Source organism: Shewanella psychropiezotolerans (assembly GCF_007197555.1).
Taxonomy (GTDB): domain Bacteria; phylum Pseudomonadota; class Gammaproteobacteria; order Enterobacterales; family Shewanellaceae; genus Shewanella; species Shewanella psychropiezotolerans.
The window spans coordinates 1,241,447-1,266,989 of the sequence record NZ_CP041614.1 but is presented as its reverse complement, the minus strand read 5'-3'; the positions used below and the strand labels follow the sequence as shown (position 1 = coordinate 1,266,989).

Here is a 25,543-nt window from a genome sequence, read left to right as displayed (position 1 = left end):
GAACTGACCAGATACTTATATGGAATGGTATTACATCGCAAGTTTTCATTTTAATAAGAGTAATGCTGACTCACAGTATCTAATGATGCCTAAGCATGAGTGAGTAAACACCGGAGTATTTATGTCTCAATCTATTACCGCACGACTCGATGCGGTTCGCAGTGAAATGGCCAAAGCCAACCTGGATGCCTTTATTATCCCCCGCGCCGATGAATACTTGGGCGAATATGTTCCCGAGCGTAACGAGCGTATGCAGTGGATCAGTCACTTCACAGGCTCTGCCGGCATGATCATCATCCTCAAAGAAAGCGCGGCTATCTTTGTCGATGGTCGATACACAGTTCAGGTAAAACTGCAGGTTGATGGTGAGCTATTTCAATACATGAGCCTGACCGATACGCCTCAAATCCAGTGGTTAGCAGCAACATTAGGTGCCGATGCCCGCATCGGCTACGATCCTCGTCTGCATCCATTAAGCTGGAAAAGGTCAGCAGATAGCCAGCTAAACAAGGCACAAATGACCTTAGTTGCCGTCGACGAAAATCCTATCGATCTTCATTGGCAAGACCGCCCCTTAGCCTCGAGCGCTCCGGCTATCCTCTTCGATGAGAAGCGGGCGGGTAAAAGCAGTCAACAAAAACGTCAACAGATAGGTGCTGTGGTGGCTAAGTCCGGCGCAGACATGGCCCTTATCACTTCACTGGATTCATTCTGCTGGTTACTCAATATCCGCGGTAATGACGTGCCTCGTCTGCCAGTTATTTTGGGCGCCGCCCTATTGACGGCTAATGGCGACATGACCCTGTTCACCGATGTTGAAAAACTCCCGGCAGGGACATCTGAGCATGTTGGCTCAGGCGTCAGTTTCAGAGCCGAAAGTGAGCTTAAGGATGCGCTTAAGGAACTTGCAGGCGTTAAGCTACTCGCCGATCCTAATTCGAGTAATGCCTGGTCTCAGCTAATCGCAGAACAGGCCGGTGCGATACTCATCCCAGGCTTCGATCCTGTATCTCTGGCCAAGGCACAGAAAAATACTACTGAGCTGGCAGGCATGCGTGCCTGTCATATTCGTGACGGCGTGGCAGTCAGTCGCTTCTTAGCCTGGTTAGATAAGCAAGTAGAGGCCGGGCACTTTCATGATGAAGGCGTACTGGCCGACAAGCTGGAGAGCTTTCGCTTAGAAGATGAACTTTATAAAGAGCCTAGCTTCGATACCATCTCTGCCGTGGGTGCAAACGCTGCCATGTGTCATTACAATCACAACAATGGCATACCGGCAACCATGACCAAAAACAGCATCTATCTGGTTGATTCAGGCGCTCAGTACCTGGATGGCACCACAGATGTCACTCGAACCATAGCCATTGGACAAGTCACTAGCGAACACAAGAAGATGGTCACCTTAGTGCTTAAGGGCCATATCGCACTCGATCAGGCTAAGTTTCCTCGCGGCACCACAGGCCAGCAATTAGACGGCTTCGCGCGCCAATACTTGTGGCAACATGGATTCGATTATGATCACGGTACAGGCCATGGCGTAGGTCACTTCCTCAATGTCCACGAAGGTCCCCAGCGCATAGGTAAAAACAGTAATGATGTCGCCTTGCTACCTGGCATGGTGGTCTCTAATGAGCCGGGCTATTATCGCGCCGACGAGTTTGGCATTCGCCTCGAGAACCTTATTACCGTCCGTCCATGTGAGGCCTTGGCAAACGCCGAAAGAGAGATGTTTGAATTCGACGTATTGACACTGATCCCCATGGACTCACGTCTCATAGATAAGAGCCTGTTAACCGACATCGAACTAAACTGGTTCAATGATTATCATCAACAGGTATTCGATACACTCTCACCTCTGATGCAGAGCGAAGAGTTAGCCTGGTTAGCGCGTGTAACCCAAGCAATCTAATACCTATCTAAGCAAGCAGGTGATACCGATTGACCTGCTTGCTTCTGTTATCCCCTATTCGCGAGTCTTCATCTCTTTTTATAACAGATGATATTATGGATCATGGCAGGCTTATCTGACAGATTCCGGTAGCCATGCTGACTATCGGCACCAAATTTAACCACTTGGCCCTGACCCAAAATGTGCCACTGCTTATTCAAGAAATACTCCATAGTGCCACTCACCACTATGATGTGTTCTATCACTCCCTCATTGTGTGGTGCCGACAGGTATTCTCTCCCCGGTGCTAAGGTGATCTGAAAAGTTTCCAGGCCAGTCTCTTCATCGAAAGGAAACAGAGTCACAACCTCAATATCGGACTCGGCATGGCTCATAAGACCCGGCGTCTTCGCCACCTCTAAATCAGTCAAAAAATAGGAGAGTGGTAACTCGAAGCCATTGGCAATACTCCATAACCTGATTATGGTAGGGCTGGATTCTCCCCGCTCAATCTGGCCTAACATAGCCTTGGAAACCCCCGTCTCGATGCCGGCTCTGTCCAGGCTCCAGCCTTTGTTACCTCGCGCCAGTTTTAATCGCTTGCCTAACGAGCCATTAATGTTTTTCTTCATATCACCCTTGTGCGTTATAACGTACAGTGTTAGTTTCGAATTGTGCGTTATAACGCACGAGATGAGATTAGCATATAAAGCACAGAGAGCACTAAGATATGACCCAGATAAGCTTAATTCTAAACCGCATCAACACAGGCTTTATCGCCGTATTGGTCGGGTTCACCAGCACTGTGGCCCTTATCTATCAAGCGGCTATCAATCTGGGCGGGGATCTGCAGATGGTATCGAGCTGGATCTTCGCGCTGGGCCTTGGCATGGGGGCTACCTCCATCGGCCTCTCTCTGTACTATCGGGTACCAATCCTTATCGCCTGGTCTACACCTGGGGCCGCACTGCTCATCTCTGGCACTCAGGGCTTCACTATTAATCAAGCAGTGGGGGCTTTTCTCTTCTCGGCGGCCTTGATCACTCTAACGGGTATGACAGGCTGGTTTGAGAAGGTGATGAATAAAATCCCACAACAGATAGCCAGCGCCATGCTGGCGGGTATCTTGATTAATTTCGGCATAAACACCTTCAACCTGATGAATCAGCAAGCCCCCTTAGTCTTGGCTATGCTTATCACGTATCTGATTTGCAAGCACACGCTCCCTCGCTACACCATGTTAGCAGTACTCATCGCAGGTTTCGGCGTAGCTTGGACCATGCAGTTAATTGAGCTACCCCAACTGCAATGGCAGATGAGTGAGCTAGATTACATTCAGCCCGAGTTCAATCTGTCGGCCTTTATCAGCATAGGTTTACCCCTGTTTATTGTCACCATGGCATCCCAGAATATGCCCGGCATAGCGGTACTCAAGGCTCATAATTACCACCCACCGGTGTCACGCACCATAACGGTGAGCGGAATCGTTAACATGATGATCGCCCCCTTTGGCGGCTTCGGTATAAATTTGGCTGCTATTACGGCGGCAATCTGTATGACTGAGAACGCAGATCCCAGGCCAGACAAGCGTTATTGGAGCTCAGTCGCCGCAGGAGTGTTCTACATTTTAATGGGAATAAGCGCTGTCAGTTTGATGACCCTATTCGAAAGTTTGCCATCTGCACTCATATTGGCTCTCGCGGGAATCGCCTTATTATCGACCATAGGCACTAGCTTACAACAAGCCCTAAGCTCACCACGTTATAGTGAAGCCGCATTGTTAACCTTGCTAGTCACCGCATCGGATCTCGTGTTATGGCACATAGGCTCGGCTCTTTGGGGAGCACTAGCAGGCTTGGTGACCTTGATGATCCAGAATCTACTAAACAGACACTCAGCTTAGTGCATTAGATAGTGTAATTTGAAACTCGGGTCCCACAGAGCTCTACAGAAACCGGCCGGCTTGGCTTAGCCCCAGCACTAACCAGCACTTCACTTGTAACAATAGGCTTATCTCTAGCCCTGGGCTTTAATCCCCCACTTTCTTATGTGCTTTAAGCCAACACATCAAGTCGTCGAATGGTTTAGGTCGGCAAATTAAAAAACCTTGCAAGCGTAAGTTATCAATTTTCTCCAGATAGTTAAGATCCCTCAGATCTTCGACTCCCTCGGCTACCAGCTTCACCCCTAGTTTATTACTGATCTCTTGTAAGGATTTTAGAATCGTTTGCGCTAGAGGGTCATGGTGAATCCCCCTAACCAGACTCATGTCTAACTTCAACTCGCTGATGGGTAAGCAACACAACTGAGTGAGATTAGTGTATCCGGTGCCGAAGTCATCGATGGCGACCCCGAAGTCATGTAAGCGTAGTCGACTGATACTTGAATATTGACTCTGCTCACTCAATGCCTGGTTCTCGGTGATCTCTATGGTGAGTTGCGCTGCCTCCATTTGATTGTCATGGCAATACTTTAGCAATCGATTGGGCCAGCTAGCTTGATTCAGTTGGCTGGGGCTCAGATTGATGGAGAGGCTGCAATTAGCACAGGAGTCATCTTGGCTTATCAGCTTCCATTGTGACAAGGCCTTCTCCAGTAACTTTTCAGTCAATTCGTTGAGAAGATTTTGAGATTCGGCTAGTTCAAGAAAGTTTGCAGGAGAAAGCAGTTGCAGCTTATTGCCCAACTGAATACGGCATAGGACTTCAAACCCGACAATGTCTCCCGTTTTGGCATCCATCTGAGCCTGGAAATAGGGGACCACCTTATTTTCATTCAAGGCCCGATGTAACTCATCAAGAGAGATAGAAACAGGCTTAGGCGCCAGGTCTGATTCCATCATAAATAGCCGCTCGATACACAGCTTAAGTTGCTTAGTTGAAACTGGTTTAGTTAATGCGCCTAAGAGACGAAGACTTGAATTAATTACAATTTTATCTGCCGCTTCTATGATGCGATTTTCCATCGCAGAAGCTATAATGACGCCTCCCTTATAACCTAGGTCACTTAGCTTCATCAAGAGTTCGATACTATCCATATTTGGCATGTGCAGATCGACGACAACAACTTGATAGTCCTTGATATACTTGGTCAAAATTTTAATCGCCGAGTCAGCATCGGTGCAATATTCCACACGATTAACATCAAGTTGCATTAGGTATTCGCTGAGAACACGGCAGCAAGTTAAGGAATCATCGATAACGAGTACATTGATAGACATATTAGTTCTCTAGTGAGATAGCGATGGGCAGATGAATACTGCGAAAAGAGACTGGTAGCCAAAAATGAAACAAGCGAAACAAGGTGAAAATAGATCACCTAAAGTATGACGAATTATCCCTTTCAATACACAATGAAAAAGTGCCATATAGCCTCCATGCGTTATATCAAGCCTACTGACCAGATAATAGGATTAATATGAATCCAATAAAGCCTAGTCCAAAGCCTCAAACTGTCAAATCCTTCGCCTTTTCTCTCTATATATCGGCTCAAAAATAATTCAAAGAAAGCTAGCATGGGCCTGATATAGAGCAGAAAATGATATGCTGTTAAAACCGGCTAAAAATTGCTATACTCCGCCGCCGCGAATTATTCGTGGTTTAGGCGCTCACCGCCTGATGAGTAGAGAAGATTACCTGCGTATGGTCAGGTGAATGAACAAGTTAAATAGAGGCCCCAAGATGAGATTTGAATCTTTTAGTTTTGCTCCCGAGATTTTGCGCGCTATCTCTGAATGCGGTTATCAAAAAATGACGCCTGTTCAGCAAGAAGCCATACCGGCGATCCGCCGTGGTCAGGATGTCTTAGCCAGTGCTCAAACCGGCACAGGTAAAACCGCAGCCTTCGCACTGCCTATTCTGCAGAAAATGTTCGATAACCCGATGCAGACACAGAGATCGAATACTCGGGCGCTGATCCTCACACCGACACGTGAACTTGCCTCTCAGATCGCCGACAACATCAGTGATTACAGCAAGTATATCGATATCTCCGTCTTGACCATCTATGGTGGGGTAAAGTTAGAGAGTCAGGCACAGAAACTTAAACGTGGCACAGACATCATAGTCGCTACCCCGGGCCGCCTGCTCGAGCACCTTCAAGCCTGTAACTTAAACCTGTCTAATGTCGAATTTTTGGTGTTGGACGAAGCCGACCGCATGTTAGATATGGGCTTTATTAGCGATATCCAAAAAATAATGCAGGCTGTCAACAAGCAGCGTCAGAACTTACTCTTCTCGGCGACATTCTCCAGTGCCGTGAAGAAACTGGCTAACGACATGTTAGTCAAGCCTAAACTTATCAGTCTAAACAGCCAAAACAGTACAGCTGACACAGTTAGCCAGGTCATTTATCCTGTTGAACAACGTCGCAAGCGCGAGCTACTCTCCGAGCTTATCGGTAAGAAAAACTGGCAACAGGTACTCGTCTTTACCGCCACTCGTGATGCCGCCGATAAGCTGGTTAAAGAGCTCAACCTGGATGGTATTCCTTCATCTGTGGTCCATGGTGAGAAGGCCCAAGGCAACCGTCGCCGCGCCTTAAGAGAATTTAAAGAGGGTAAGGTTCGCGCCTTAGTTGCCACCGAAGTGGCAGCACGCGGCCTTGATATTCAGGATCTCGAATACGTAGTTAACTATGATCTGCCTTTCCTTGCCGAAGATTACGTTCACCGTATCGGTCGTACCGGTCGTGCGGGTAAATCTGGAGTGGCCATCTCTCTGGTGAGCCGTGAAGAGGAGCGCACCCTATACGATATCGAAACATTAATCGGCAAGAAACTGCGCCGTATCACAATCCCCGGATATGAAGTCGGTAGCCGAGACCTGCTAATCAAGCAACTACAGAATCGTCGTAGCTTCGCCAAGAAACAGCAGCGTGAAGATAACGCAGGTGCCCAGATCGTCGGTGAGAGAAACATGGAAGGCCGTCGAGTAAAAGTGAAAAACTCCTCTAACAGACCGGCCACTAAGGCCAAGAAAATCCGCTAAGGCTTAAGGGAATAAATTGATGACTAATTATAATCAGGCCCTCATCGAAATTACTCAAGCAGGCCTTGCAGCGCTCGAAGAGCGCAGCAAGAGCAAGAATGTCGTTAAAACGGCCGCGGCCGAGAGTCACTTCCTGTGTAATTGGATGGTTCAAGCTCTGAAGGAGCGACGCTTCTCTAAGTTGATCGCCAAAGAGCTTAACCAGTGGATCCGTGATGCCCGCAGCATGGGTGCTGCAGCTCAACTGACCTCTGTGTTGCAACGCATAGAAGGACAATATCTGGCAGCAGAACAAAATCAGGCAGTGGGTGCATCTCTGAACGCCATGTTAAGTGAGCTTAAAGAAAATGACTGGGTCGTTATCTTAGATTCTGAAGTCACCACTAAGCTAAAGCTAGATAGCAGTGGCCAAAACAGCCTGATTATCTCGAATAAACAATATGATGGACACATAGATGGCGATCAGTTGACTAAGACCATCACCCTCTATGTCCGCGCCAATGAGCAAGAGTTGGCAAAAATGGCAGCCAAACATGGTTTGCTGCTAAGCCAAGGCAATAAGAAAGCTAGCCTCATTAAACATCATAAGGCCTATCTCATCTGCCCCGATAATCAGCTACCGGCCATGGCACTTCTTGTAGAATAAGCAAGTTAACCTATCGCTTTACTCAAGACATTAAAAAAGCACCTTAAGGTGCTTTTTTAATGTCTTTCTTATCTCTTATCTATCTGATATTAGCAGCGCAAAGCTCCCCAATATCTTGAACGGTTAAGAATCAAACCTTGCTGCAGACCATACAGTCCCTTCCCTTCTTAGCAACACGACTTGAGTACCACGACTAAATTCGATGCCAGCTAATTCCGGCTCCACCAGTACATAATGTTTCTGTTGATACTGATCTTTGACTAAGGCCTCACTGGGATTGCCTTTAATCGCACAACCTATGGTCACTGTGCCAACACTGCCGAGTAGGCCATCGATAGACACGGCACTGGATTCATTTTTAGGTAATATACTGGCAACGAGTGCACCGATATAACGGCAGGAGAAGGCCGTAAAGAAGAGTGCTATGGGCAGAGTTGCACTTTGAGGAAGTAGCTCATTATTGATAGCCAATGAGATGTAATTACTAATATAGCCAGTGATTGAAAAACTGACCAACACCAGCACAAACCAGATAAGTAATGGCAACCTATCCAGACAAAGCCAAGCGGCAATCTCGGTTAAGCCACTCCCGCCCGCGGAACTATCCGCATCGGAGTCAATATCGAGATCGCTGGGCGCCCAATCATCCAGAGCCCCCACTAGGCTGTAACCAATGCACAACGACAGTGCTTCGAACACGCCGAGTATGAGTACAAACGTAAGAGAGAGTGTAAAAGGTAAATTAGCTTGGGTGAGTAGAAAGTCCACCATATTGTCGCCTCCATGTGTATTACCGCATCCATTTTATTGAAACTTAACGAGATTAGTGAACTTACCTTGTTCACAAACTTAATCCGTATTGTTTAAAATAATAGCAAAGCCAAAACAATATAGAAACAATATTAAGATTAAGCTTTTTACATATCACTAAGCACTGCTGAAGATTGAGTGATAACATAACGCAAGTGAAAATTTGATGAAGAGCCAGCATGACACACTCACCGAGTACGCCCCATTACCTGCATTTAACTGAACACTTTCAGAAAATCGCCCACTTCGAACATCTTAGTGCCTTAGGTGATTGGGATCAGGCCACCATGATGCCTATTGGCGGCAGCGAAAGTCGAGGGGCCGCTATGGCCGAACTGGCTCGTCATATTCATGAGCTAAAAACAGATTGTTTTATCGAAACCAGTATCGAACAGGCCGAAGAGGAGCTACTCGATAGTCACCAAATGTCTAACCTCAGAGAGATCCGTTATCAGTTCATGCAAGCCAATGTCGTTCCCGCCGACCTCGTTCAAGCTAAAACACAGCTGGCTTACCGCTGCGAACATGCTTGGCGTGAGCAGCGAGCTAATAATGACTGGCAGGGATTCAAACCTAATCTTGAAGCCCTGATGAAACTGGTAAAAGAGGAAGCTTCCATACGGGCACAGGCGCAAGAGCTCACTCCCTACGACGCCTTGTTAAATAAATTTGAGCCAGGCATGACCACCAAACGCCTCGAGCATATTTTTGGCGATCTTAAATCCTGGCTACCTGGATTAATAGAGACGGTTCAAGGGCTGCAAGCCGGTGACAGCAAGATATCATTGGCTAAATATTCAGCCCGAAGCCAGGAGGCACTGGGCCGGGATGTGATGGCATATCTGGGGTTTGATTTCACCCAAGGTCGTTTAGATGTCAGCAGCCACCCTTTCTGTGGCGGCGTACCCGGTGATATACGTTTAACCACGCGTTACGATGAAGCAGACTTTACCAGCGGCTTAATGGGAATAGTCCACGAAACGGGGCACGCGAGATATGAACAGGGACTCCCGAAGGAGTGGCGTGGTCAACCTGCTGGCGGTCATCGTTCAATGGCGATACATGAGAGTCAGAGCCTATTTTGTGAGATGCAGCTAGGCCGCGGCGAAGGTTTTCTCACTCAGATCCAGCCTAAGCTACGCAAGCACCTAAACAGCCAACTCACCATAGGTGAACTCAATCACATCTATACCCGAGTCAAGCCAGGTTTAATACGAGTCGATGCAGATGAAGTCACATACCCATGTCATATTCTATTGCGTTTCGAGGCCGAAAAGGGCTTAGTCGACGGTAGTTTAGACGTTGCTGACCTTCCCGAGTTCTGGGCGGAGCATATGAAGTCGTTGTTGGGTATAGATACCCGAGATGATTACCGTAATGGTTGTATGCAAGATATCCACTGGGCCGTAGGTGAACTAGGTTACTTCCCCAGTTATACCTTAGGTGCCATGTATGCGGCGCAATTTAGATTCGCTATGGAAGCGAGCTTAGGTCCGGTTGATGAACTGCTGGCCCAAGGTAACATAGCTCAGGTTTTCGATTGGCTGGACAAGAACATCTGGTCTCAAGGCAGCTTATTAACCACCGAAGAACTGGTTAAGCGCGCTACAGGAGAGACCCTAAACCCTAAATTCTTTAGGCGTCATCTAGAGCAAAGATACCTTAAATAACGTATCATACGGGGATAAATTAGGCTGTCAGGATAAAATGATGCACCTGCGAAATATCGACTCCGGAGACTGGGCGTCTATCCTCTTGATTCAGGAGGAGTGTTACCCTGAAATAGCGCCTGAGTCTCTGAGTGTGTTGCAGAGTAAATGGCAATGTTCCCCACAAACTTGCTTCGTCATAGAGGCAGAAAAACACCTGGTTGGATACTGCCTGGCACATCCCTGGATTCTCGGCTCGCCACCCTCACTGGAACAAGTGGTCAGTCAGGTTAAGCAAGCCGATACCTTGTATCTGCATGACATAGCCCTATCGGCAGACGCTCAAGGAAAAGGAGCCGGACGCGCCGTTTTCGAAAAGCTGTTAACATTGGCTCGGCAGCTCTCATTTAACAGTATCTCCTTAGTGGCAGTCCAAGGCGCGAGTAGCTACTGGAAAAAACATGGCTTCGTGCCGCAGTCTATCGATAAAAGCCTGGAAACTTATACTGCGGATGCCTGTTATATGGTCTTGAAAATATAGGCATATGACAGTGTTATTAGAAGTTTTATCAGATTGAATAAACACTTAGTACAAGAGAATCAATAGAGTAAATTATGGCAGTAAGAGTAACGTACAGATATAAGAAACAAGCGAAAGAGATCAACTTTGCTTACGACAAGCATCATGATATCCATGAGGCCATTGCAGCCGCCGAAGGCGTCGACCTTACCCGCTACCATATGATGGAGCAGCAAGTCGCCATGACATCGAAAGGCTCTGCAGCAGTGAGAGACTTCAGAGATAAAGAGTTCGCTCGTATGGGCTTTAGCGATATCTATTACATTAAAGATGACCCAAAAGCCAAATAGCTTTAGCTTAGAATCTTAGTCTTAGAACTTAGACTAACAACTACAGCAACGACAAACTGAATGTGAGAGTGAACACCAAAATGACCGAGAGTTCAATGCCAAACCGCGAACACGCTAACTTTCCTCGAGCGGGTTTCTTTCGCCGCTGCGGTGCTGCCGTCTATGATCTTCTACTCGCGGTAGCCGTCTATATGATAGCCGGCGCCATAGGTTTTGGCGTGTTTACCGCCCTCACCTCTTCGGGTTTGATAGACATGGGGACCTATGAGCATGTATCAGATTTGCTCAATAGCGACTCGCTTTACAAGGGGTTATACCAGCTTTGGATAGCAGTGTGTGTAGGTCTGTTTTACATCTCCTTCTGGAGCTACGGCGGTCAAACTCTAGGCATGCGTGCCTGGCAACTAAAAATCCAGCACCCAAACGGCCAATGCCTGAGTATGATCACAGCCTCGGCTCGTCTGGTATGGTCTCTGTTAGGAATTGGTAACCTGTGGATCCTGATCAACGGTGATAAACTTGCCCTGCAAGATATGATGACCCGCTCAGAAGTCGTGGTATTGTCGAAAGAAGCCAACAAGATGCGTAACTGGCGCGGCGTTTAACAGCAGCAATAAGCCAAATAAACAGCATAGAAAGTTGCGAGCCGCGAGCTAGTGCAAAGAATATTAGCTCGTAACTCGTAGCTCAACACTCAGCCTTCTTTTGCACTTCATTAGCTACAACATAATCCGTCGATAACCTTCAATTTCAATCGTCTGTTTTAGAAACGGCATCGCTGCCATAGCTCTGAAGCCTTTGTTGGCCCTCTTATCGCCCCAGATTCAAACGCAACGACCATAGCCAGTAATCACGATCTGGATGACACTTCCGATAATGACTTAAGTGTATTTGAAACCACAGGTATCAATGGTCATACAGGAAAATTTAAGAGATCAAGAGGGAAATCCGGTGCAATATAACTTCTCGGCGCTAGAGCAAGCAGATCTTGTCGCCTTCCTGCACACCTTGACCGATGAGAGTTTTCTAAATGATGAGAAGTTCAGCGATCCGTTTAGGTAAAAACAAAGCTCCTAAAGCCTAATTTGCTTATCTAAAGGCATAAAAAAATCCGAAGCTAGATTAGCTTCGGATTTTTATATTTAAAAGATGAGTCAAGCGTTCCTAATCTGAACACCATCTCTCTTTATAAGCAAGCTTAATCACTGCAGCCTACTATCTTTAAACTGAGTAGAATGACTCATGCTTAGTAAGTCGCTTCACGCTTCTTAGCTTCTGCATCCCACTTAGGCAGTACAGTCTTCTTGAACTCTGCTTTATCGGCATTCAGCTTCTTCATATCCATGCCCATGGCAGCTTGTGCCTTAGCCTTGGTAGAAGTGTCAGGGTATGAGATAGGCTGTTTAACACCTTTATTAGCAAGCAGGTGCGCCAGCTTAACACGAGCATCAGCCGCCTTATCTACCGCTGTACCTAAGATACGTAGGGCTTCAGCAGGAGCGTGAGCCGCAACACCGTGAGAGGCTGTCGCATAATCCCAGCGCCACTGTGAATGACGAATATCGGTCAGAATAGGCTTCATCTCGGCTTCGGTAGCACCGGCTTCCCAAGCTGCACCAGCCTCGAAGTGTGCCTTAACCAATTGACCTTCCGCTGCCATCTTAAGCTCTTCAACTTTCGCCTTGCGCTGATTAGTCAGGTCGACCATGAACTCTTTGCTCTGTTCATGACAAGAACCACAAGTTTCTTCGAAGCGATCGAATGGGTTACCCACCTTGTGATCGGTATACTTACGGCCTTCAGCATTCTTGACTCTAGGCATGTGACAGTCAGTACAACTTACATTGTTCTGTCCATGTACGCCAAGCTTCCAAGTTTCATAACCAGGATGCTGTGCTTTCAACATAGGTGTCTTAGAGATCTTGTGAGTCCAATCAGCAAACTCAATCCCATCATAATAGGCTTCTGCAGCATCTACGGTAATACCTTGATCCCAAGGGAACTTAACAAAACCTTTCTTATCTTTAGTCTTCTCGAAGTAGTATTCGACATGACATTGGCCACAGACCATAGACTGCTTATCTTTACGAGAAGCTTCATCGAATGGCGTACCTATGGTTTCCATCGCGCGCTCGGCGAAAGGACGAGAGATACGTAGCTTAGACTTACCGCTCACGTGACAATCACTACAACCGATAGTGTTGACTATTTCAGCACCGCCTTTATACCACTTACCCGTGAAGTAACCGTCTTCCCCTTGCTCCTCGATCATGCGAGGTACATCCGGGCCCTTACAGCTCCAACATGCCATAGGCATTGGGCCATCTTCATCTGACTTAGGTGCACCGGTACGCAGTGTATTGCGCAAATCAGTTACCGCGTAGATATGGCCACGGGCCTTGTTATAATCTTTAGCGAAGCCATAGCCTGCCCACAAAACCACTAGATTAGGATCGGCTTCCAGTGCATCGACAATCTCAGAGCTCTCAGAGGTTGCATGCCAGCTGTTGTACTGCTTAGAAAACTTATCTTTATAGACTTCGCTTCTAGGCTCAGTTTTATTATCTGCCATCACGCCGGAAGCCATCAGGCTCGCTGCGACCATTGCACTTAGTACAAAGGATTTTTTAGTTAATGTTCTCACCATCTCATCTCCGTGTTACTTTTATAATAGTCTTAATAACCACATCATCTCCAAGGCCAAAGTTAGACCCTTAACACCATTTAGAATATACCCCAAGTGAGTATACGATGTAAAGTTTGCGGTAGATCAAAATGTAAACGTGTTGTTGTTCACACTTTTGCCAATTTGTTAACGGGCTTAAGTGGGAACTAAATTAGAACGAGTCTAACAAATAGACTATTCAAAATAATTTAGCGAGTTTTTAACTAATGAAAAAAGGCAGTTTAACGTCGACCATTTTGGGTCTAATGTTAACTTTAATATTATTATCGAGCGGTCTGGCGACCTTCGCCATCATCAACTTAGCCTATAGTCTTGGGGATGCAAGGGCCATCAATGCATCCGGTTCTCTGCGAATGCAGAGCTATCGTTTAATGTTCTATGCAAACTCTGGCAGCGAAAATGCCTTACAAAAGATAGAAGAATTTGAAAATACTCTATATTCAGATGCACTTAAGCGTTCACTCGACTGGAAAACCCCCGACGAGCTCGGCGAGCAATATCGTCTGGTTATTCACAAATGGAAGGTGATGAGATCGTATATCGAAGAGGAGAATTCACGCCTCTACGCTGCCGCACTGAAAGACTTTGTCGATACTATCGACCTATTGGTTCTGGAAACTGAGCACTACGCCGCATTCAAATTGAAATTGTTAGCCGTGAGCCAAATTATCGGGCTGGCCTTAATGTTATTTATCGCTTTCATCGCGGTACGTTTCACCAAACGAAAAGTGGTCGCGCCCCTCAATCAGTTAATGGAATCAGCCAATACCATCTCCAAAGGAAACTTCAATGTCGAGATGCCTAAATCTGAGTATATTGAACTCAGCGCCTTAAGTAATGCATTCCAATCTACAGCTAAAGAGCTGTCGGCCCTCTACCAGGGTCTGGAGAGCCAGGTAAAAGATAAAACATTAGCCCTGACACGCAGTAATAACGAGTTAACCCTCTTGTACGATAACCTGGTCATGCTCCATTCGGGGAAGCTCGAAATTAGCAGCTTGAAAACCGCACTCAATCAGCTCAGAGCTCATGAACCTGAGACATTCCTTCGCCTGGTGATAGTGCAGGACAATGAAGAGGAATTAGTCATAGAGGCCGACGGTGGTTGGCCTCTGAAACCGAATATCCAGACCCACTTCCCGCTTAAGTTTGAATCCAATGAGCTGGGTTACTTAGAGGCTAACTCCAGCGAGGAGCCGAATTATCAACTGTTCGAAAATTTTGCCATCATGTTGGCTCGCTCGATCGTCATCTATAATGCCGGAGAGCAGAGGCAACAACTCGCGCTTATGGAGGAACGAGGCGTCATAGCCAGAGAGTTGCATGACTCCTTGGGTCAAATCCTCTCCTTCTTAAAGATCCAAGTCAGCCTGCTGTCTAAAGGGCTGGACAGTGCTTGCCGCAGCCCCCAGGTCGAACAACAGATATCTGAAATCAACGAAGGGGTAAACACCGCCTATGTGCAATTAAGAGAGTTATTATCGACCTTTAGGCTGACCGTCAAAGATCCAAACTTGCACCATGCCATCGAAGCCATGTTAGAACAGCTTCGCAGTCAATCCGATGCTAAGCTCACCTTAGATTATAAACTGCCCATGCAACTGCTCGGCGCCCATCAACATATCCATGTGTTGCAATTAACCCGAGAAGCGACGGTTAACGCCATCAAGCATGCCCAAGCAGATCAAATTAACATTCGATGTTTTAAAGACTCAGATACCCATGTCACCATCACCATCAGTGACAATGGCATCGGCATAGATAGGGTGAAGAAACGTGATCAGCATTTCGGCATAGGCATTATGCATGAGCGTGCAAGCCGCTTATCGGGTATAGTGGAGTTCAACGGCAATCCCGAAGGAGGAACGAGAGTAACACTGACTTTCCCTCCTCAGCAGGAACCAGCCTAGATAAATGATTAACTTCATATTTTTCTTTGTATGTAATACAAGGCATAAGAAAACACCCTTGCAGGAGGCGCTTTAAAAAATGGGCAAACCTTACTCAGTGCTCGTTGTCGATGATCACCCGCTGTTACGCCGCGGTATTTGCCAATTAATCACTTCTGACTCAGATTTCACTCTCTTTGGTGAGGCTGGTAGCGGATTAGATGCCCTGTCGGCTATCGAAGAAAGTGAGCCGGATATAGTGCTACTCGACCTCAACATGAAAGGGATGACTGGATTAGATACCTTAAACGGTCTGCGTCAGGAAGGAGTCACTTCCCGCATCGTTATTCTAACGGTTTCCGACGCCAAACAGGATGTCATTCGTCTGGTTAGAGCCGGTGCCGATGGTTATCTATTGAAAGATACTGAGCCCGATCTCCTGTTAGAGAAACTAAAGCAAGCCATGCAGGGACATAGAGTGATCAGCGAGTCCGTTGAGGACTACCTCTATGAACTCAAAGATGCAACCGATGAGAAGGACTGGATCGATAACCTGACCCCCAGAGAGTTACAGATTTTACAACTCGTGGCTCAGGGAAAGAGTAATCGTACAATCTCGGAGCAATTGCATATCAGCGAAGGCACGGTCAAAGTTCACGTTAAAAATTTACTGAGAAAGGCCAACGCCAAATCGAGAACCGAGATGGCGGTTAGATACCTCAGTCAATAACAGTTTCAAATCGAGAAAGGCAGCCTATGGCTGCCTTTTTTATGGGTGACGTTATTTGAGGAGAAAGCCTCTAACGAGTCTCGTCGAGAAACTCTCGCCAGCTCAATAATGCCGACTGGAAATCTTCTAAACCACAAAAAGCCTCTGATTCACCGTTATAGAGTGACATGTCATCTTCAAATTCATGATCTAATCCATCGTCTAATTCGTTGGCGAACACCCTGACCTCTTCACTGTCCAGCTCCAGTGATAGCGCCTTACCTAGCCAGCGCTTTTGGGTAAGTGAACCCACTTGTAACTGTTCGATTATCTGACTGAGCGCCTTGAACTTATCTTGGCACTCACCCAACTCCTCGACGAACCAGAAACCTAATACCTCGTGATCCATACTAAAATTCGCAATCACAGTAGCTGTCATGGTATTACGCCGAAACTCATATTCCATACTAAAACCTATTACTCAAAAATTTAACCGTATCTCTCCCATAATTTTACCCTAAAGTCAGTCTCTATGTGTAATTCATGCTTCACTAACCCTAAATATCAGGCAATAAAAAGGACGCCTAAGCGTCCCTATGTCAATCTCTGCCAACTTAAAATAAGCGAGAACTAGTGAGCGTGGCCATGATCTTCGCCAGCGGCTGCAGCTTCGGCAGTCGGTGCACCAGCCTTTTCGATAGAAAGTAACTCGACCTCGAATATCAAGGTTGAGTTAGCCGGGATAGTCCCAGTATCGCGCTCGCCGTAGGCTAGGTCAGCCGGAATAACGAACTTGTACTTAGCGCCAACAGGCATAAGCTGAAGGCCTTCGGTCCAACCAGGAATCACACGGTTTAGCGGGAACTTAGCAGGCTCGCCGCGAGCGACTGAGCTATCAAATTCAGTGCCATCGGTAAGTGTACCAACATAATGAACTTCGACCATGTCTTCGGCAACAGGCTTCTCACCCGAACCTGGAGTCAAGACTTCATACTGAAGACCAGATTCTGTGGTGACAACGCCTTCTTTAACCTTGTTAGCCTCTAAGAATGCAGAGCTATCGGCTAAAGCTTTCTCAGCAAGAACAGTCGCTTGAGCCTCACGCTTCTCATTTAACTTCTCATCGAGACCCTGAAGGACTGTCTGCATCTCTTCTTCTGTCAGCTTAAGCTGGTCATTCAGACCGCTACTGAAACCTGACACGATAAGGTCACGATCGACTGGCATACCAAGCTCTTCTTGCTCTTTGATATGACCAGACATGTATTTACCGATAGATGCACCAACACTGTACGCTTCTTTCTGTGCCTGTGTCTTCAACTCAACATTGGCCGCGGCTTCCGTTGTTTGTTGCTCTTGGTTACAAGCTGATAGACCGATAACGGCCAAAGCAACCAGTGATAATTTATAAATAGATTTCATTAAAAAGCTTCCTCAGGATCTTCTAGTCGAGACAATAACCTTATCTTATAAGGCGATCCACTTTATACTAGTTAAATACGTTATTCCAATTACATTACTTATGTTTAATAATCGAATGTAAATGCAGGTTCACTAGAGCTAGAGACAACAGCATTGAGGGCAAGTTCATGAAAAGTTTCTTTTCGATTGTTTTTTGCACTCTCGCCATTTCAGCTTGTCAGCCTGATGCCATAGACACACAGGCATTGATCACCGAGCCTAGCTATGATGCCAGCCTGTCTCAGAGTGGACAACTAGTCCTGGTTAGCACGGCCAATAGCGGCATACAGCTTTGGGATATCGACACTGGCAGGCAGAAATATACCTGGATACACAGTGAATCCGATAATGACGCCTTCGATGTCGCCATCTCAGCCAATCAAATGTTTGCAGCTTCCCTAAGCAGAGACTCAGTCGCCCTCTGGAGCATCTTAAATGGTTCATCTCTAGGTTGGTGGTCATTGCCATCGACCGGGCAAAGTGTGGCGGTATCCAACTCAGGTTCATTGCTCATAGGTCTCACCGATGGCAGTGTCATGTCTCTGATGCCGTCCGTCTCCACCAAGACCCCCTCCTTAATTAAGTTTCTCGGCCATTCAGAAAAAGTGAATAGCGTGGCCCTTTCCGCCGATGGCAAACTGGCCCTAACCGGCTCAAATGATATGCAGGCCATCTTGTGGCGCACCACCACAGGTCAGCCCATTCATAGCTGGCAGTTCGATAACCGGGTCATTAAGGTGAGCTTAAATGAATCAGGAAGCCTGTCATTTATTGGTGACAGCACTAAAATAGCCAAGATTATGGATAATCTCACAGGCGAACAAATCAGTCAGTTGAAAATCAACCGCAGAAAAATGAACTTTTCGGCGGCGCGCTTTTCAAACCATGATACATTGCTCCTGACGGGCACTCCGGCGAGAGAAGTTCGGGTCTGGGACATCAAAACAGGTCGTTCCTTGGCCAACTGGCAAGTTCAGCGTACCAAACATGCCAAAATCAAGAGCGCCGTTGTATACTCTGTCGCGAACCTGGATTCAAACCAGATCCGTACCATCAGCAGCAATGGCTTAGTCGAAACTTGGCCAGTACCTGTCCATTAGAGGTAAAAATGGAACAATTAGAACAGAGAGTCGAAGATCTTGAGATGAAACTGGCATTTCAGGATGCCACCATAGAAGATCTTAATCAGCAAGTGATCAAGTTAAATGATCTGCTATCTGATCAGCAGCAAGCAATACGACTCTTAGTCAGTAAATTACAAACCGCAGAACCGAGTAACATAGTAAGTCAGTCAGATGAGAGCCCGCCACCTCACTATTAAATATGACAGCAAAAAATTGAAGGATCAAGATGTTAGCCATAGCTCAAGTTGGTGAGTCCATACTTAATAGACAAGCACAAAAGGTGATAGAGTTTTCACCGGCATTAATGCAACTTGCCAATGATATGCTCGACACTATGCTACAGGCCAAAGGTGTGGGCATAGCAGCGCCTCAGGTTAATCAAAGCCTATCACTGTTTATCATGGCTTCCAGACCCAATGAGCGATATCCAGACGCCCCTTTTATCGAACCAAGCATAGTAGTTAACCCTAAAATTATTGTTTGTTCGGATGAAAAAATATCCGGTGAGGAAGGCTGTTTGTCCATCGCAGAACAAAGATTCACTATCTTGAGACATGAATGGGTTGAAGTTAGTTTTCAAGATCTTAATGGCCTAGAGCATCATCAGACCTTAACGGGCTTTATTGCCCGGATTTTTCAACACGAATATGATCATCTTCAAGGTATCACCTTGATTGAAAGGAGCGCTATGCAAGCCAGTAATAGCCTCAATGAGGCTGTACGATGAAAAGTACCATAAAGAGCACAATGAAACATTGGCTATTAATCCCTCTGTTGACTCTCAGCCTATCTGGTTGTGCATTTAACAGCATTTTCATCAATTATCCGTCGCAAATTGCCCCGGTAAAAGCCCAGCTCAACACTAATACCCCATGAAAGGGGTTCAAGATGTGGCATCGAATATCTCCGGCGCAGATGGCCTGCTCTATGCCCAAGAGGCTGGGCGGGTCGCTCAGATCAGTGGGGATTTCGAGGCGAGTAAAAATTACTATCAACAAGCCGTGTCTGCCTATCTTAAGTTTGATGATAAAGCGACCCTGAGTGTCACCGACATTGGCGCCACCGCCAGCAGTCTTCTTATTAACGACAATGTGATCCCCTATCGCGGGCCAGGTTATGAGCGTGTGATGTTGCACCAATATCAGGCGCTAAACTACCTGTTCAGTGGCGATCGAGAAGGAGCCTTAGTAGAAGTCAGGCGCAGTAACCAGCTGCAAAGCTCAGAGCAGGCCAGATATCAAAAATCGCAGAAATCTGTTCAATCCATGGCGAACGGCACCATAGATGCCGAAGTGAATAAACTAGGCAAGGCCGCGGGCACAGTCACCAGCTCCTTCTTAAATGCCTACAGTTACTACACCACAGGTCTGTTACATGAAATTTTAGGCGAGCCCAACGATGCGTTTATCGATTACCGTAAAGCCGCGCAAATTACCCCTGACAACCCCTATCTGCAACAAGATCTTGTCCGTTTAGCGACACAGCTCTCCATGCCTCAACAGGAGGAGTTTGAACGTAGATGGGGAAAATCTAAGACCCAAAAGAAGGAGGAAGGCCAAGTCATCGTCCTGCTCGAACGTGGCTTTGTCCCTGAAAAGAAGAGTATAACGGTTCCATTCACTATTCATGGAAACTGGCAGACCGCCTCACTAGCCACCTATACTTCAAATTCTCGTGCTGTTTCAAAAGGTAAGATAAACGGCTTAGGAAAGACCCTAACCGCGGCTCCCATCGCCAATATAGACGCACTGGCAATCACGGCCCTGAAGGAAGATCTCCCGGCCGCCTTAATGAGGCAAGCAGCCAGAGTTTATGCCAAGTCTGAGATGGCCAGAAGCGTAGAGAGCAGCAGCAAGAAGAGACATAACGAAACCGATATTGCCGCCATCGCCATGCAGATATTCAACGTAGTGACGGAGCAAGCCGACAGACGCAGCTGGCTTACCTTGCCCAAACAGGCACAAATTGCCAGAACTTACCTCAAAAATGGTAGTTACTCACTCAAGCTTGATAATTCACCGAGCCAAGAGATAGAAGTAAAGAGCGGTAGAACTACCTTAGTTTGGGTAATAGACACTGGTAATCACACACGTTTTTATTCAATAATCATCTAATACACATTTAATGGAAGCCACTATGAAAAATTTTAAAGTCATTTTTATGCTAGCAGTCGCAGTCGGACTGGCTGGTTGTCAATCAAAAGTCGAATATGGAGACGCCACTGAGGTGGAAACGGTCAATGAAAACTTCGGTTCTTCAGATCTTCAAGCCATCACGGCTAAAATGGTTGATAGCATGCTGACTTTCCCACCTATCGTGGCGATGACAGTAAACGACCGTCCCATCATGTTCGTCGATAAGATCAAGAACAAGACTTCAGAGCATATCGATACAGAATCGGTAACAGACTCGATCAGCAACAAGTTACTACGCTCGGGTAAGTTCCGTTTTATCGATATGACCAAGGTCGACGCGGTGCGTAAGCAGCTGGACTACCAGAACAATGCCGGTATGGTTGACCCATCTACCGCCATCAGCTTCGGTCGTCAGATCGGCGCTCAGTACATGCTTTACGGCAACCTTTCCAGCATAGTAAAGCAGTCTGGCAGCACTAAAGATGTTTACTACAAGATGACCATGCGTCTGATGGATCTCGAAACTGGCCTCATCGAATGGTCGGATGAAAAAGAGATCCGCAAGGTTAAGTCTAAGTCATTCCTAGGAATGTAATTTAGCCTAAACTGCTAACTTGCAGAATGATAAAAATGCCAGTCTAGATGACTGGCATTTTTTATACCCTCTCTCTCTCTAACAAAAAGTCATTCCCTTGTATTACTATCGCACTCGGTTAAGAAATCGGTTAGTGTTGCCACTCGCCACTCAACTGCTACTCACCATTCAACTGCCGGGAATCAAGCTGTGAATCTACTGCGTGTCTGTCTGCTCTGCCTTGTCTCACTACTGCTCATCTCATGTAACAGCACCAGCCAACCTAAGGTTCACGATAGTGTTTCACTCAACTCCTCTGCCGCTAAGCTAGCCTTAGCCCAGTCTCGTCGTGCCCGTATCGCAGAAGTCAGCTATCAAATAACCCTGGATTTAACTCAAGCAGAGCACTTCAGTGGCAGCACACAAGTTAACTTTCAGCTAGCCGATACCAGTACGCCGCTCTCCTTAGACCTGCTCCGGGCCGACATAAAATCGTTTACCATTAATGGTCACAAAATTTACCCCAGCTATAACGGTAAGGCCTTTATCTTGAGCCCAAGTCTCTTGGTGCCAGGCAGTAACACGGTGGAGATCAGTTACACGCAGAATTATGGCAACAATGGCATGGGCTTAGTCCGCTTCGTGGACCCAACCGATGCTAACGTCTATCTTGAATCGAACTTCTCCCCCAATGCCGCCAGCATGATGTTTCCCTCGTTCGATCAACCCGATCTTAAGGCCAGTTATAGCCTGAATGTCACAGTGCCCAAAGACTGGGTGGTCATCAGCTCAGTCAAAGAGCAGAGTGTCATAGACTCATCCGAGTCAAACCAGTGGCAATTTCCCACTAGCCCAATATTGAGCCCGCATATGTTTTCCCTGCACGCGGGTGCCTATCGCGTCTGGCAAGATGACAGTGCTAAATCAAGCTACCCCATTCGCTTGTTTGCCAGGCAAGCTATCGCAGACGACATCTCCCCACAAGTCTGGTTTGAAGATATCGATAAAGGGCTCCACTTTATGAGGGAGTATTTACAGACTCCCTACCCGTTCAACAAGTTCGATCTGCTGCTTAGCCCGACTCTGACCAATAACGACTCACTCGCCAGCGCAGCAGTCACCAGCATAGATGAAAATATCGTTCTCTTTGCAGGACTCTCCCCGCAAGAGCAGCAAAAACGCATCGCAGTAACCAGCATGACCGGCCTCTCCGCCCAATGGTTTGGCGCGCTCATTACCATGAACTGGTGGGACGAAAGCTGGCTGAATATGAGTTTACGCTCGCTGATAACCAACAAAACCTTGGCTCAACTTGGCTACGGCCCTCAAGAATCGAAGCAGTTCTATGACCCGATAAAATCCAGGGCTTATATGGATGATGTGCTATTCGCCAATCATGTTTATGGATCCGGACTACCTTCTGTCGGCGTCTTTAAGGGAGAGGCGAGTTTACTGGGACTCGAGCAATTGATCGGCGAATCAGATTTCAGACTCGGCCTGAAAAGCTATCTGGAAAAATTTGCCTATCTGAGTGCCAGCCCAACCGACTTTTTCGCCAGTCAGAGTATCAACGCCAAACGTGACCTGACTCAATGGCAGCAAAACTGGCTCTTAACACCCGGTGTTAATACCCTAAGGGCGGAGTTTACCTGTAAAAATAACCGCATTAGTGAGTTTTCCCTCCTACAATTTCCAGCCAGCGAGCAAAGCCCAACTCTGAGGGAGCAGAAGATAACACTGGCACTGTTTACCAAGGGAAGAAATGAGCTTCACAGAGTCCGCACTATTTCGCTAACCTACAAGGGGGAGAAGACACCAGTTAAGCAGTTAAACGGCACTCGATGTCCCGACCTTGTCTATCCTAACTATCTCGATTCAGGCTACGTGAAAGTGAACCTGGATGAGCGCTCACTCGAGACGGTGAAGCAACACCTGAATATGGTCAGTGAACCTCAGTTGCGTTCCATGTTATGGCAGAGCCTGTGGGAGAGCGTATCTGACGGTGAACTAGCATTAAATGAATACTTAGGCGTGGTCTTCATTAATCTCCCCAAAGAGCAGGATTCAGCCATCCTGGAGCAGGTGCTGATCAAGCTTAATCAGAGTAAAGCCTATCTTGAGCAGATACTGCCAAATCACAGCAGTTATATTCAGATGGCACTGAAAGGCTTAGAGCAGATGAGCCTGAGAAAGACCATGGTCAATGGTGAAAACGCCGATATTCAACGCCTCTGGTTTAATGCATATATTCAGTTTTCACGCAGCCAGGATGCCTTGACTCACCTCGCTAAATTACTGGCAGGAAACTCTAGTATCAAGGGATTGAAAATCGATCAACAGATGCGCTGGAGCATCATCACCCAACTCAATCGTTATGACTATTTGGGCAGCCGCTCTCTGATAGACCAAGAGCTAAGTACAGATCTGAGCCAGCGCGGAAAAAATTCCGCCATTGCGGCCCGGGTATCCAGACCCGAAGCCGGCATTAAACGCTATTGGTTGACTCATATTCAACATGACAGCCAATTGCCATTTTCGACGCTCAGTATTGCCATGGCTCACCTGTATCCAAGAGAGCAACAGAGATTAAGCTCTGCCAGCTCAGAGCAGAGACTCGAGTCGCTAACCCGAGTAGACGAGCAAAAGAGTGACCGTTTTATGAAACTCTATGGCCGATATTTGATCCCGACTCGATGTACCCACGGAGGAATAGCCATACTCGAAAAAACCATCAATACCCAACATGGACTCTCGGCTACCACTCGAAAAGCCTTATTACAGACACACCAGAGTGAGTTGAGATGTGTCGCCATTAAGGAGCGCTTGCTGAACTAATCTAGTGAGCGAATTTAACCTGATCTGGGGTTAACTTGGTCTGGACGAGTGTGGTTTATATCATTAATGTTTAGTAAGAAGCGCTAACGTTCGATATTGGACTCGCATACAAAAAGATTAACTAACTGATGAGTATCAATATTTAGTCATGGCATAGAGATTGCTCTTACAATGCTTATGACATGATTAACAATCAACAAATACCAACAATTAGAATCAGCTCAAGCAGAGTTGCAGATAAAGCACAAAGGGAATTAGAAATATGGGACCATTTGAAGTCATCACAGTAGCCATAGTCGCCGTATTCGGTGTAAAGGCCTTTAAAGAATACAACCAGAGAAAAACCAGCGTCGATAACAGCGAAGTCGATGCGCTTAAGTCTGAACTCGTCAAACTACAAGATCGCGTAGCGACTCTCGAAACCATAGTCACTGATAAATCATATCAACTCGGTGAACAGATAGATAAGCTATAGCTTCCCAGCCATTAAAACAAAAAACCAGTGCATAGGGATATGCACTGGTTTCATTTATTGAGCTGAATACTGAGCCTTACTTAAACGAAAAGCTCTTTAATATTCGCCAGATCGCTTTTGCCTTCGAGGATCTCCTCAGGCGTTAACCCTGAGACTTCATGAGGAAAGACTAACCACTCTTCCGACTCATGAATGTAGTAATCCGGCTTTAGCGGTACCGAAGTATTCTTGGGCTTATAGTAAGGGCAGGCAATACGCACATCTTTTGGCATATTCAAACGCATCAACTCACTGAGCTTATCCTTGAGTGCGTGAATACTGCGGCCAGAATCGAACACATCATCGACAATCAGCAAACCATCATCGGCGTTGGCATTCTCGACGATATAATGCAGTCCATGAACCTTGATTTTTTTATTCTGCTTGTCGGTGCCGATACCATAGTAAGAAGAGGTACGAACCGCGATATGATCGGTTTCAACCTGTTTAAAATCGAAATATTCCTGCACCGCGATCCCTATAGGTGCACCACCACGCCAAATCCCGACGATAAATTGCGGACGAAAACCGCTCTCATAAACCTGCGCCGCCAGGCGAAATGAATCTTCAAGCAATCCCTGTGCTGTAATAAAGTGCTTATCTGACATTCGACCATCCCCATCTTGTTATTTATTTAGGTCAACTTGGTAGGCAGAGCGCTTATTCCAAAGACGGAATATGCGCTATTTTATACCGGTGAAATAATCACAGGTTAAAGTGTAGGCACCTACCAGATTTTGGGGCCAAACTTTATACTAAAATGAG

The 25,543-nt window shown here is 46.6% G+C and carries 24 protein-coding genes and 1 pseudogene; 18 read left to right on the top strand and 7 right to left on the bottom strand.

Annotated features, from left to right (window positions below):
• Window positions 1-121: 121 nt before the first annotated feature.
• Complete coding sequence (locus FM037_RS05610; protein ID WP_144045191.1) at window positions 122-1,909, top strand: aminopeptidase P family protein; 1,788 nt, start codon at window positions 122-124, stop codon at window positions 1,907-1,909.
• 68 nt (window positions 1,910-1,977) lie between these two features.
• Here the strand turns inward: FM037_RS05610 and FM037_RS05605 are convergent, their stop codons facing one another.
• Window positions 1,978-2,520: a helix-turn-helix domain-containing protein gene (locus FM037_RS05605; RefSeq protein ID WP_144045190.1), complete on the bottom strand. Its 543-nt coding sequence runs from the start codon at window positions 2,518-2,520 to the stop codon at window positions 1,978-1,980.
• Window positions 2,521-2,618: 98 nt separating this feature from the next.
• Between FM037_RS05605 and FM037_RS05600 the strand changes: the two genes are divergently transcribed.
• Complete coding sequence (locus FM037_RS05600) at window positions 2,619-3,791, top strand: benzoate/H(+) symporter BenE family transporter (protein WP_144045189.1); 1,173 nt, start codon at window positions 2,619-2,621, stop codon at window positions 3,789-3,791.
• A 126-nt stretch (window positions 3,792-3,917) separates the two neighbouring features.
• On the opposite strand, the gene FM037_RS05595 is transcribed toward FM037_RS05600, so the two are convergent.
• On the bottom strand, window positions 3,918-5,108 hold the full coding sequence (locus FM037_RS05595) for an EAL domain-containing response regulator (RefSeq protein ID WP_144045188.1): 1,191 nt from the start codon (window positions 5,106-5,108) through the stop codon (window positions 3,918-3,920).
• A 460-nt stretch (window positions 5,109-5,568) separates the two neighbouring features.
• On the opposite strand from FM037_RS05595, the gene FM037_RS05590 reads away from it, so the two are divergent.
• Together FM037_RS05590 and FM037_RS05585 are read left to right on the top strand one after the other, a co-directional pair.
• Window positions 5,569-6,876: a DEAD/DEAH box helicase gene (locus FM037_RS05590; protein WP_144045187.1), complete on the top strand. Its 1,308-nt coding sequence runs from the start codon at window positions 5,569-5,571 to the stop codon at window positions 6,874-6,876.
• A 19-nt stretch (window positions 6,877-6,895) separates the two neighbouring features.
• The gene (locus FM037_RS05585) at window positions 6,896-7,522 is read left to right on the top strand and encodes a DUF2913 family protein (RefSeq protein WP_144045186.1); all 627 of its coding nucleotides are present in this window, start codon (window positions 6,896-6,898) and stop codon (window positions 7,520-7,522) included.
• A 123-nt stretch (window positions 7,523-7,645) separates the two neighbouring features.
• On the opposite strand, the gene FM037_RS05580 is transcribed toward FM037_RS05585, so the two are convergent.
• Entirely contained in the window at window positions 7,646-8,293 is a 648-nt protein-coding gene (locus tag FM037_RS05580) for a YqiJ family protein (RefSeq protein ID WP_144045185.1), read from the bottom strand.
• A 218-nt stretch (window positions 8,294-8,511) separates the two neighbouring features.
• On the opposite strand from FM037_RS05580, the gene FM037_RS05575 reads away from it, so the two are divergent.
• From FM037_RS05575 to FM037_RS28460, 5 genes are all read left to right on the top strand, one after another.
• The gene (locus tag FM037_RS05575; RefSeq protein WP_144045184.1) at window positions 8,512-10,002 is read left to right on the top strand and encodes a carboxypeptidase M32; all 1,491 of its coding nucleotides are present in this window, start codon (window positions 8,512-8,514) and stop codon (window positions 10,000-10,002) included.
• Window positions 10,003-10,042: 40 nt separating this feature from the next.
• Entirely contained in the window at window positions 10,043-10,522 is a 480-nt protein-coding gene (locus tag FM037_RS05570; protein ID WP_185977055.1) for a GNAT family N-acetyltransferase, read from the top strand.
• A 74-nt stretch (window positions 10,523-10,596) separates the two neighbouring features.
• Complete coding sequence (locus FM037_RS05565; protein ID WP_144045182.1) at window positions 10,597-10,851, top strand: DUF2960 domain-containing protein; 255 nt, start codon at window positions 10,597-10,599, stop codon at window positions 10,849-10,851.
• Between the two features lie 95 nt (window positions 10,852-10,946).
• Complete coding sequence (locus tag FM037_RS05560) at window positions 10,947-11,456, top strand: RDD family protein (RefSeq protein ID WP_144048843.1); 510 nt, start codon at window positions 10,947-10,949, stop codon at window positions 11,454-11,456.
• 304 nt (window positions 11,457-11,760) lie between these two features.
• The gene (locus tag FM037_RS28460; RefSeq protein ID WP_185976965.1) at window positions 11,761-11,913 is read left to right on the top strand and encodes a hypothetical protein; all 153 of its coding nucleotides are present in this window, start codon (window positions 11,761-11,763) and stop codon (window positions 11,911-11,913) included.
• 184 nt (window positions 11,914-12,097) lie between these two features.
• On the opposite strand, the gene nrfA is transcribed toward FM037_RS28460, so the two are convergent.
• Window positions 12,098-13,498, bottom strand: a complete 1,401-nt coding sequence (nrfA, locus tag FM037_RS05555) for an ammonia-forming nitrite reductase cytochrome c552 subunit (RefSeq protein WP_144045181.1) — start codon at window positions 13,496-13,498, stop codon at window positions 12,098-12,100.
• Between the two features lie 245 nt (window positions 13,499-13,743).
• Between nrfA and narQ the strand changes: the two genes are divergently transcribed.
• Window positions 13,744-15,447, top strand: a complete 1,704-nt coding sequence (gene narQ / locus FM037_RS05550) for a nitrate/nitrite two-component system sensor histidine kinase NarQ (RefSeq protein WP_144045180.1) — start codon at window positions 13,744-13,746, stop codon at window positions 15,445-15,447.
• Window positions 15,448-15,526: 79 nt separating this feature from the next.
• Entirely contained in the window at window positions 15,527-16,156 is a 630-nt protein-coding gene (locus FM037_RS05545; RefSeq protein ID WP_144045179.1) for a response regulator, read from the top strand.
• Between the two features lie 70 nt (window positions 16,157-16,226).
• Here the strand turns inward: FM037_RS05545 and FM037_RS05540 are convergent, their stop codons facing one another.
• A complete protein-coding gene (locus tag FM037_RS05540; RefSeq protein ID WP_144045178.1) occupies window positions 16,227-16,601 on the bottom strand; it encodes a YacL family protein in 375 nt (124 codons plus the stop codon).
• Window positions 16,602-16,765: 164 nt separating this feature from the next.
• Window positions 16,766-17,557 (bottom strand): FKBP-type peptidyl-prolyl cis-trans isomerase, encoded by a 792-nt coding sequence (gene fkpA / locus FM037_RS05535; RefSeq protein WP_144045177.1) that lies wholly within the window; start codon window positions 17,555-17,557, stop codon window positions 16,766-16,768.
• A 167-nt stretch (window positions 17,558-17,724) separates the two neighbouring features.
• Between fkpA and FM037_RS05530 the strand changes: the two genes are divergently transcribed.
• The 7 genes and pseudogenes from FM037_RS05530 (at window position 17,725) to FM037_RS05500 (ending at window position 24,739) form a co-directional block, all read left to right on the top strand.
• Complete coding sequence (locus FM037_RS05530) at window positions 17,725-18,696, top strand: WD40 repeat domain-containing protein (RefSeq protein WP_144045176.1); 972 nt, start codon at window positions 17,725-17,727, stop codon at window positions 18,694-18,696.
• Between the two features lie 8 nt (window positions 18,697-18,704).
• Window positions 18,705-18,917 (top strand): SlyX family protein, encoded by a 213-nt coding sequence (locus tag FM037_RS05525; RefSeq protein WP_144045175.1) that lies wholly within the window; start codon window positions 18,705-18,707, stop codon window positions 18,915-18,917.
• Window positions 18,918-18,946: 29 nt separating this feature from the next.
• Window positions 18,947-19,447: a peptide deformylase gene (gene def / locus FM037_RS05520; RefSeq protein ID WP_144045174.1), complete on the top strand. Its 501-nt coding sequence runs from the start codon at window positions 18,947-18,949 to the stop codon at window positions 19,445-19,447.
• Window positions 19,448-19,467: 20 nt separating this feature from the next.
• Window positions 19,468-20,834, top strand: a pseudogene (locus tag FM037_RS05515) (COG3014 family protein).
• 22 nt (window positions 20,835-20,856) lie between these two features.
• Window positions 20,857-21,450, top strand: a complete 594-nt coding sequence (lpoB, locus tag FM037_RS05510; RefSeq protein ID WP_144045173.1) for a penicillin-binding protein activator LpoB — start codon at window positions 20,857-20,859, stop codon at window positions 21,448-21,450.
• Window positions 21,451-21,639: 189 nt separating this feature from the next.
• Window positions 21,640-24,264, top strand: coding sequence for an aminopeptidase N (gene pepN, locus FM037_RS05505; RefSeq protein ID WP_229381096.1), 2,625 nt, complete (start codon window positions 21,640-21,642; stop codon window positions 24,262-24,264).
• Window positions 24,265-24,526: 262 nt separating this feature from the next.
• Window positions 24,527-24,739 (top strand): hypothetical protein, encoded by a 213-nt coding sequence (locus tag FM037_RS05500; protein WP_144045171.1) that lies wholly within the window; start codon window positions 24,527-24,529, stop codon window positions 24,737-24,739.
• A gap of 80 nt (window positions 24,740-24,819) precedes the next feature.
• Here the strand turns inward: FM037_RS05500 and FM037_RS05495 are convergent, their stop codons facing one another.
• Window positions 24,820-25,386 (bottom strand): phosphoribosyltransferase, encoded by a 567-nt coding sequence (locus tag FM037_RS05495; protein ID WP_144045170.1) that lies wholly within the window; start codon window positions 25,384-25,386, stop codon window positions 24,820-24,822.
• Between the last annotated feature and the right edge of the window lie 157 nt (window positions 25,387-25,543).

Excerpts from the sequence above, each read along its gene's own strand:
- FM037_RS05610 (WP_144045191.1), top strand. The coding sequence starts at position 122 with ATGTCTCAATCTATTACCGCACGACTCGATGCGGTTCGCAGTGAAATG.
- FM037_RS05605 (WP_144045190.1), bottom strand. The coding sequence starts at position 2,520 with ATGAAGAAAAACATTAATGGCTCGTTAGGCAAGCGATTAAAACTGGCG.
- FM037_RS05600 (WP_144045189.1), top strand. The coding sequence starts at position 2,619 with ATGACCCAGATAAGCTTAATTCTAAACCGCATCAACACAGGCTTTATC.
- FM037_RS05595 (WP_144045188.1), bottom strand. The coding sequence starts at position 5,108 with ATGTCTATCAATGTACTCGTTATCGATGATTCCTTAACTTGCTGCCGT.
- FM037_RS05590 (WP_144045187.1), top strand. The coding sequence starts at position 5,569 with ATGAGATTTGAATCTTTTAGTTTTGCTCCCGAGATTTTGCGCGCTATC.
- FM037_RS05585 (WP_144045186.1), top strand. The coding sequence starts at position 6,896 with ATGACTAATTATAATCAGGCCCTCATCGAAATTACTCAAGCAGGCCTT.
- FM037_RS05580 (WP_144045185.1), bottom strand. The coding sequence starts at position 8,293 with ATGGTGGACTTTCTACTCACCCAAGCTAATTTACCTTTTACACTCTCT.
- FM037_RS05575 (WP_144045184.1), top strand. The coding sequence starts at position 8,512 with ATGACACACTCACCGAGTACGCCCCATTACCTGCATTTAACTGAACAC.
- FM037_RS05570 (WP_185977055.1), top strand. The coding sequence starts at position 10,043 with ATGCACCTGCGAAATATCGACTCCGGAGACTGGGCGTCTATCCTCTTG.
- FM037_RS05565 (WP_144045182.1), top strand. The coding sequence starts at position 10,597 with ATGGCAGTAAGAGTAACGTACAGATATAAGAAACAAGCGAAAGAGATC.
- FM037_RS05560 (WP_144048843.1), top strand. The coding sequence starts at position 10,947 with ATGCCAAACCGCGAACACGCTAACTTTCCTCGAGCGGGTTTCTTTCGC.
- FM037_RS28460 (WP_185976965.1), top strand. The coding sequence starts at position 11,761 with ATGGTCATACAGGAAAATTTAAGAGATCAAGAGGGAAATCCGGTGCAA.
- nrfA (WP_144045181.1), bottom strand. The coding sequence starts at position 13,498 with ATGGTGAGAACATTAACTAAAAAATCCTTTGTACTAAGTGCAATGGTC.
- narQ (WP_144045180.1), top strand. The coding sequence starts at position 13,744 with ATGAAAAAAGGCAGTTTAACGTCGACCATTTTGGGTCTAATGTTAACT.
- FM037_RS05545 (WP_144045179.1), top strand. The coding sequence starts at position 15,527 with ATGGGCAAACCTTACTCAGTGCTCGTTGTCGATGATCACCCGCTGTTA.
- FM037_RS05540 (WP_144045178.1), bottom strand. The coding sequence starts at position 16,601 with ATGGAATATGAGTTTCGGCGTAATACCATGACAGCTACTGTGATTGCG.
- fkpA (WP_144045177.1), bottom strand. The coding sequence starts at position 17,557 with ATGAAATCTATTTATAAATTATCACTGGTTGCTTTGGCCGTTATCGGT.
- FM037_RS05530 (WP_144045176.1), top strand. The coding sequence starts at position 17,725 with ATGAAAAGTTTCTTTTCGATTGTTTTTTGCACTCTCGCCATTTCAGCT.
- FM037_RS05525 (WP_144045175.1), top strand. The coding sequence starts at position 18,705 with ATGGAACAATTAGAACAGAGAGTCGAAGATCTTGAGATGAAACTGGCA.
- def (WP_144045174.1), top strand. The coding sequence starts at position 18,947 with ATGTTAGCCATAGCTCAAGTTGGTGAGTCCATACTTAATAGACAAGCA.
- lpoB (WP_144045173.1), top strand. The coding sequence starts at position 20,857 with ATGAAAAATTTTAAAGTCATTTTTATGCTAGCAGTCGCAGTCGGACTG.
- FM037_RS05500 (WP_144045171.1), top strand. The coding sequence starts at position 24,527 with ATGGGACCATTTGAAGTCATCACAGTAGCCATAGTCGCCGTATTCGGT.
- FM037_RS05495 (WP_144045170.1), bottom strand. The coding sequence starts at position 25,386 with ATGTCAGATAAGCACTTTATTACAGCACAGGGATTGCTTGAAGATTCA.